This window comes from Blautia sp. MSJ-9 (assembly GCF_018919065.1).
Classification (GTDB): domain Bacteria; phylum Bacillota; class Clostridia; order Lachnospirales; family Lachnospiraceae; genus Blautia_A.
Window position 1 is genome coordinate 155,634 of record NZ_JAHLQG010000018.1, and the last position, 8,003, is coordinate 163,636.

General features: G+C 42.0%; 5 protein-coding genes and 1 pseudogene. 5 read left to right on the forward strand and 1 reads right to left on the reverse strand.

What is annotated here, in order from left to right; all coding sequences use genetic code 11:
* The first annotated feature begins 58 nt into the window (after positions 1 to 58).
* Positions 59 to 2,236 (forward strand): hybrid sensor histidine kinase/response regulator, encoded by a 2,178-nt coding sequence (locus tag KQI87_RS05325; protein WP_216459202.1) that lies wholly within the window; start codon positions 59 to 61, stop codon positions 2,234 to 2,236.
* 201 nt (positions 2,237 to 2,437) lie between these two features.
* On the opposite strand, the gene KQI87_RS05330 is transcribed toward KQI87_RS05325, so the two are convergent.
* Complete coding sequence (locus tag KQI87_RS05330) at positions 2,438 to 3,343, reverse strand: AraC family transcriptional regulator (protein WP_216459203.1); 906 nt, start codon at positions 3,341 to 3,343, stop codon at positions 2,438 to 2,440.
* Positions 3,344 to 3,441: 98 nt separating this feature from the next.
* Between KQI87_RS05330 and KQI87_RS05335 the strand changes: the two are divergent.
* The 4 genes and pseudogenes from KQI87_RS05335 to KQI87_RS05350 form a co-directional block, all read left to right on the forward strand.
* Positions 3,442 to 4,575: pseudogene (locus tag KQI87_RS05335) on the forward strand (MATE family efflux transporter); the annotation flags it as partial.
* Between the two features lie 257 nt (positions 4,576 to 4,832).
* Positions 4,833 to 6,146, forward strand: coding sequence for a Na+/H+ antiporter NhaC family protein (locus tag KQI87_RS05340; protein WP_216459205.1), 1,314 nt, complete (start codon positions 4,833 to 4,835; stop codon positions 6,144 to 6,146).
* Positions 6,147 to 6,306: 160 nt separating this feature from the next.
* Complete coding sequence (gene proC / locus KQI87_RS05345; protein ID WP_216459206.1) at positions 6,307 to 7,101, forward strand: pyrroline-5-carboxylate reductase; 795 nt, start codon at positions 6,307 to 6,309, stop codon at positions 7,099 to 7,101.
* 326 nt (positions 7,102 to 7,427) lie between these two features.
* A complete protein-coding gene (locus tag KQI87_RS05350; protein ID WP_216459207.1) occupies positions 7,428 to 7,895 on the forward strand; it encodes a LacI family DNA-binding transcriptional regulator in 468 nt (155 codons plus the stop codon).
* Positions 7,896 to 8,003 lie beyond the last annotated feature (108 nt).

The window sequence follows — 8,003 nt, forward strand, 5'->3', positions numbered from 1 at the left end:
TATGATATAATATTTGCAAATAGGGAAATTTCCTGGTCGACCAGAGAGGATTATGAGAATGAAAAAGTATGAAAACAGTGCCGAGGTTTATAAAAGAAAATTAGAGAGCATGGATGAAATCCTGCACCAGATTTCTTTGATGGACCAGGTATCTGAAGAGACAGAACTGATGAAAATGATTCCGGCACTGTTAGAGGCACTGGGAAAATATACAGATGCTGAGAATGTTTATATGTATGAGTGGGATTCAGAGGAACGTGATAAATATAGCAACACACTGGAATGGTGCAAAGAAGGCGTGAAACCCCGTAACTGCAATCTGAGACAGGTTCCTGCAAAATATCTGTCGGGGTGGAAGAATGAATTTAAGAAGGGAAAGGCCATAATCATAGTAGACAGGGAGAAAATAAAAGAGATTGCTCCTTGCGGTTATGAGCTGATGAAGAAACGGGGGATTCGGACAGAAATCGCTGTTCCGATCTTTGCCAGCCATAAGCTGACAGGTTTCATCGGTGTGGATAATCCAAATCTGGATGACGGAGAGCTTTCCATGAAGCTGCTGACGGATGTGTGCGGACACCTGGGAAGCGTACGCCAGAATCTGAAACTGATTTCTGCCCTGGAACAGAAGCAGAAGAAAATAGAAGAGGCATTGGCCAGTCAGATACTGAATAATGAAATCATTTCCGCAATCGGGAAAATGTACTGGTTAATATATCGAATGGATCTTCAGACAGATACCTATGAGGAAGTTGCAAGCGGAGATACAATTCATTCTCTTACAGGAAAAACAGGAAGATCTTCAGAATTTTTCGGGAAAGAAGTATTGGAAACAATTGTTCCGGAGTATCGCCAGGTTATGCAGGAATTTCTGGATATCTCTACTCTGGCAGAGAGACTTAGGAATAAAGAAACGATTTCTCATGAATATCTTTCCGCAGAAGGAGACTGGCATCAGGGAAGATTTATTGTGAAAAAACGTGATGCAGAAGGTACAGTAACAAATGTGCTTTATTTGGTAAGAGAAATCAATGAACAGAAGAAAATAGAATTCGAATATCAGAAACAGCTGATGAAAACGGCAGAAGAAGCGAAACGTGCAAATATAGCGAAAACTGATTTTCTGCGCAGAATGAGCCACGATATCCGCACGCCTATAAATGGAATAAGAGGGATTGTAGATATAGGTGATTATTTTGCACAGGACCTGGAGAAGCAGAAGGAATGCAGGGCAAAGGTGAGGGATGCTTCCGGATACTTGCTGGAGCTGGTTAATAATATTCTGGATATGAATAAGCTGGAATCCGGCGAGATCAGACTGGAAGAGAAATCATTTGATTTAAAGAAACTGTTGCAGGAAGCAGATGAGATTATAGAAGTTCAGGGGGAAGAATGTGGTCTTTCTTATTCTTCTGATTATGGAGACATCCGTCATCAAAGGCTAAAGGGAAGTCCGGTACATCTGCGGCAGATATTGCTGAATATTCTTGGAAATGCGGTCAAGTATAACAAAGAGGGTGGATATATCAGGGTATGCTGCAGGGAAACTTCCTGTCAGAATGGCAGAGCTGTTTTTGAGTGGACCTGTGAAGATAACGGGTATGGAATGAGTGAAGAATTTCAGACGCATATGTTTGAACCATTTGCTCAGGAAAATATCGAAGTGCGGACAAAGTATGCCGGTACAGGTCTGGGACTTGCAATTACAAAAGAACTGGTAGAGCATATGGGCGGCAGGATTTCGGTGGAAAGCATAATGAATCAGGGAACGAAATTTTATGTGACTTTGTCATTTAAAACGGACGAGGAACAGACGGAATCGCCGGAAACAGAATCCCAGACAGATTCGGTCAGTCTGCAGGGAAAGAGAGCACTGCTGGTAGAAGATAATGATATGAATATGGAGATTGCGGAGTTTTTGTTGCAGAACGAAGGAATCATTGTTACAAAAGCCTGGAATGGAAGAGAGGCAGCAGAAATATTTGAAAGCTCTGTTCCGGGGACTTTTGATATGATCTTCATGGACATTATGATGCCGGAAATGAATGGAATTGAGGCAACGAAAATGATCCGTACCATGGAGCGAAAAGATGCGCAGACCATACCAATCTTCGCAATGACAGCCAATGCGTTTATAGATGATATAGAAAGAAGTAAGGCGGCAGGGATGAATGAACATTTTACCAAGCCGCTGGACATGAAAGCAATCTGCTCTACGATTAAAAAATACTATTAAATTTGCAAGTGAATTGCCATGAAAAAACTACAGCGTCTTTGAAACGGATGATGTAGTTTTTTTATATTACAGAAAAAGTCAATATCTGTATCATGTAAATCAATACAGGAATCGTCTTTCAGACAGGTTTCGAATATAATTAGCCATGCAGCAGAATCAGAAGCGTTCATTTCACATTTCAATATGATTGAAATGACAGAATCAGAGATTCTGCTGCTTAAGAGAATTGTATTCACCGGGATTGCAGCCAAACTGTTTACGGAATGCCTGAGCAAATCGGCTTGCATTGCTGAATCCTGTCATATCTGCAATCTGGATCATGGAGTACTGACTGCTCTGTACCAGAGACAGGCTCCGGTTGACACGGTATTCTTCCAGATATCCGGTAACTGTTTTGCCTGTCATTTTTTTGAACAGGCGGCAGCAGACTTCTCTGGACAGATGAACCTGATCGGCCAGTTCCTGCAGAGAAATTACAGACTCAAAATGTGTATTAAGATAATTCAGCATCTGCTCCAGTCTTTCCAGTTCAAGCTGGTTGGACGGAATGAATTTTGTGAATTCTTTCTGATGTTCGCAGAGGATCAGACTGTACACTTCGCAGAGAAGACCTTTGATTTTCAGTTCGTAGCAGTAGGACTTCTGATCAAAGATTTCCTCTATTTCATTGAGCTTCTGGATCACGCTGTTTGTACATTTGCATTCTTCATTCAAAAGAATGCAGGGAACAGCAGAATTCTGCAGGAATGGACGGAAACAGTTGCGTTCCACATCACTTCCAAATTCACCGTATATAAAATCCGGACGTGCCAGAAAGGTGCTGTATCTGGTGTGGCTGTTGTTTGGTGAATGACAGCTGTGTGGTACATTTCGGTTCAGTACAAGAGCCGCTCCAGGCTTGACAGTATAACTTTTCTGGTAAACCTGATAGATTGCCTCCCCTTCTCTGGGAACACTGATCTCCAGGTCATTATGCCAGTGAATAGGAACACTTTTTCCCTCAAAAGCCCAGAGGTCATCATGACTGACTGTCATGGGAAACGTGGCAGTTCCATGTTCACAAAGTTCACGGTTGGTGTCATCCACCAGAATTTTACGCATAGCCATTTTACAATTCTCCGATTTTGATTTGAAAATAATAATTTTATTATAGCGTTAGATACATTAACGCGCAAGGAGGAGTAAACATGGCAAGATCAAAAGAAATGGACCTGACCACAGGAAATCCGTTCTGGTCACTGCTGAAATTCGCAATCCCTGTTATCCTGGGAAATCTGTTCCAGTTATTTTACACACTGGCGGATTCAGTGATCGTAGGAAAAACGCTGGGAGCGGATTCTCTGGCAGCAGTGGGTTCTACCAGTATCATTATTTATTTTGTATTCTGTTTTATCAATGGATTTACAGGCGGATTCGGTATCTGTCTTGGACAGAAATGCGGAGCAAAAGATGAAAAAGGAATGCGCAAAAGTGTGGCAGTTTCCACATTGCTGAGTATTGCATTTACAGTAGTACTGACACTGATCTGCTGTCTGCTTGCCCGACAGATCCTTGTATGGATGCAGATTCCATCTGACATTTCAGAGGAAGCATATGAATACATGTTTATTGTTTTGCTTGGAACAGGTGCAACTGTTTTCTATAACATGATCTCCAATATGCTTCGTGCATTGGGTGATAGTAAAACACCGCTGTATTTTCTGGTATTTTCATCTGTGCTGAATATTTTTCTTGATGTCCTGTTTATTGTACCGTTACATATGGGCGTGGCGGGAGCAGCGTGGGCAACTATTCTGTCACAGTTCCTTTCTGCAGTACTGAGCCTGATCGTAGGACTGAAGAACTTTCCAATTCTGCATCTGCACGGAGAAGATTTTACAGATTTAAAAGATGCAACAATCCTGCATTTAAAGACTGGATTTCCAATGGGATTCCAGATGTCCGTTATGTGTATCGGTCAGCTTGCCATGCAGACAGTTGTAAACTCACTGGGTACTGCAGCAGTTGCAGGATACACCGCAGCATCCAAGGCTGATCAGCTCTCTGTATTGGTAAACAATGCAATGATGACGGCAATCTCCAACTATGTAGCCCAGAACTTTGGCGCCGGTAGAAGAGACCGTATCCGTCAGGGCGTACGCGCCTGCCTGATCCAGACAGAAACTTTCAACCTGATCATGTGTATCGGCATCCTCCTGCTCCGTCATCCGATCGTAAGAATGTTCCTTACAGACCCGACAAAGGAAATTTATCACTATTCAGATATGTACCTGACAGTTGTAGCACCATGTTACTTCATACTGGGTCTGCTTGCAGTATACCGTACTTCTATCCAGAGCATGCAGAATGGACGTGCACCGTTTGCTGCCTGCATGATCGAACTGGTAATGCGAATTGCAGCAACCGTAGGACTTTCAGGAGTTATTGGATATACATCTGTATGCATTGCCAGCCCAATGGCATGGATCGGAGCCTGCTCACTGCTGATTCCGGTTTACTATAAAATGATGAAAACATCAAAAAACCTTAAAGCATCAACAATATAAGAATAGAAAAAGAACTGTAGCTGATATATAATAATCTCCGGAGGTATACTATGGAATTATTATTACTTGGAATATTTGCGGCAGTTCTTTTATTATGTGTTTTTACCGGGATTTCTATTATTTATGCCATGATTCTGGGACTGGTGCTGTTTTTGACATATGGACTGGTAAAGAAGAAAACATGGAAGCAGATGATGGTTTTTTCCTGGCAGGGAGTGAAGACTGCGAAGAATATTCTGCTGACTTTTATTCTGATCGGAATCATGACTGCCGTGTGGAGGGCAAGCGGTTCGATCGCATTTATTGTCTATTATGCGTCTGGAATATGTGCGCCGTCGATTATGTTGCTGGCATCATTTCTGCTATGCTCGTTGGTGTCCTTTCTGACCGGAACTGCATTCGGAACAGCGGCTACTATGGGCGTGATCTGTATGACAATGGCGAAGAGTATGAATGTTTCAGAAGTTCTTGCAGGAGGTGCCATACTTGCCGGGATTTATTTTGGAGACAGATGTTCACCTGTTTCTACCAGTGCGCTGCTTGTAAGCGAATTGACGAAAACAGATTTATACGAAAATCTGAAAGGCATGGCGAAGACTGCAATTGTGCCATTTATTATCTCCTGTACAGTTTACTGGACTTTGGGCCTGCGGACACATACAGGAACCGCAGATGGAGAAATCAGGACGATACTGGGAGAGTTCTATCATTTATCAGTATGGACATTACTTCCTGTTGTAGTAGTGCTTGTTCTTTCAGCAATGCGTGTTGATGTGAAGAGAACTCTGGCGGCGAGTGCGCTGAGTGGAATATTTGTCGCAGTCCTGATACAGAAATATCCAATTTCCGGACTTTTATCATTATGTATTTCTGGTTTTCAACCGGATAACATACAGATTAACCGACTGATGGGCGGAGGCGGAATTCTTTCCAATATAAAAGTTATTGCTATCGTAGGCATTTCCTCCTGCTATTCCGGAATTTTCAAAGGAACAGATTTCCTCCATGGAATCGAAGATTTAGTTGGAAAATTAAACAGCAAAATCACGCCATTCGGAACAACCCTGCTGACATCTGTTGTGACAGCAGCTGTATCCTGCAACCAGACCCTATCAATCATGCTGACCAATCAACTTTGCGGAGGAAACAACCAAGATAAAAAAGAATTTGCACTTTCACTGGAAAATTCAGCAGTTGTAGTTGCACCGCTGATTCCGTGGTCAATTGCATCAGCGGTACCTCTGGCATTTATCGGTGCACCAACAGTGAGCGTGTGCGCGGCAATTTATCTGTATCTGTTACCGATGTGTTATTTCTTTATGTCAAATAAAGCTGCCAATAGAAAGAAGAAACGAGTATCATAAACGGACACTTTACTTTGCTAAAGGATTGTACTATAATATGCGAAAAAGCAGAGAAAAATAAAAAGTTACATGATGCAGGACTTCACACTCTGCGGGGCAGGACTGCATGCAGTATTTTCTGGAATTACTATTAAGAACAGATGCGAGAGGAGTTATGCTTATGAAAATCGGATTTATCGGATGTGGAAATATGGGTTCAGCAATGATCAGCGGTATGCTGAAAAAAGGACTTTACAAAAAAGATGAGATTATTGTTTCCAATCTTACAGAAGAAGGAAGCAGACGAAGCAAAGAAAAGCTGGGTGTGGTGACAACTCTGGATAACCGTGAAGTAGTAAAAAGTACAAAGCTGGTTTTCCTGGCAGTAAAGCCACAGTTTTATGAAGAAGTACTGAATGAAGTAAAAGACGAACTGACACCGGAACACACAGTCGTAGGCATTGCACCGGGGAAAACTCTTGCGTGGCTGGAGGAGAAATGTGGACAACCTCTGAAAGTAGTAAGAATGATGCCAAATACTCCTGCGCAGGTTGGCGAGGGCATGACAGGCGTATGTGCCAATGAGAAAGTATCATCAGAAGAATTAGCTCAGATCTGCGAGATAACTAATAGCTTCGGTCGTACAGAAGTAGTACCGGAACGTCTGATGGATGCTGTAGGTGCTGTGAGTGGATGTTCACCGGCGTATGTGTTTATGTTTGTAGAAGCAATGGCAGATGCGGCAGTAGCCCAGGGAATGCCAAGAAAACAGGCATATCAGTTCGCTGCACAGTCTGTACTTGGCAGTGCGAAAATGGTACTGGAAACAAGAATGCATCCAGGTGAACTGAAAGATATGGTATGCTCCCCGGCAGGAACTACCATTGAAGGAGTTCGAATCCTTGAACAGAACGGATTCAGAAGTGCTGTTTTTGAAGCTCTGAATGGAGCGGCTGAAAAAGGAAAGAAGATGTAATTTTATTTGTATAAGAGGGACACTCTGAAATATTGTTCTGTTGATATGCGGTTTCGGGATTTAGTAACTCTAAGCCCCTGAAAATTCGCTAAAACCATAAAAAATCCGCCCAAACTCGCCGCTATGCGGCTCAGACAGTGGGCGGATTTTTTATAACGCGAATTTCCAGAACCTAAGAGTTACTACGATCCCTGCAAATGCATATCAACAGAACAATATTTCGGAGCTGTTTTATTTATTAAGATATGCACAAAACAAAAGAAGCCATTGACAAAAGAAATATATCTGCTACAATACAGGTAAACGTTTACTTAAAGGTGAGATAAATGATTCAGAAAAATCAACACAGGGTAACGATTAAAGATGTTGCCAGGCAGGCGGATGTGTCGATTGCTACGGTTTCCAAGATTATTAATGGAAAAGATGAACATATTTCAGAGGCAACCAGACAGAAGGTCTTTGAAACAATTGATCATCTGGGATATGTTCAGAACAGTATGGCAAAGGGGCTGAAGGAATCAAATACAAAAACACTGGGGCTTGTGATACCGGATATTGGAAATGCTTTCCCTGAAATGGCGAAAGGTGCACAGGACGAGGCTTTTGCCCATGGATATACAGTATTGTTTGGAAGTACAGATAATAACTATATACAGGAAGAGAAGTTTCTGGATGCGCTGAAATCCAAGATGGTAGAAGGAATTATATATGTCAGTTCTGATCCGGCAACAAGTAAGAAACTGCTCGCAGATATATCAGTTCCTGTTGTATTTATCGACAGAAAAACCTGCTAACAAAAGTCAAGTACTTTTAAGCAGGTTTTTAAAATTATTTCTTTAATCTATTTTTGTGTACAACAAGAAGACTGGCGTTATTTCCAGTCTGTATAATTACATCAGATG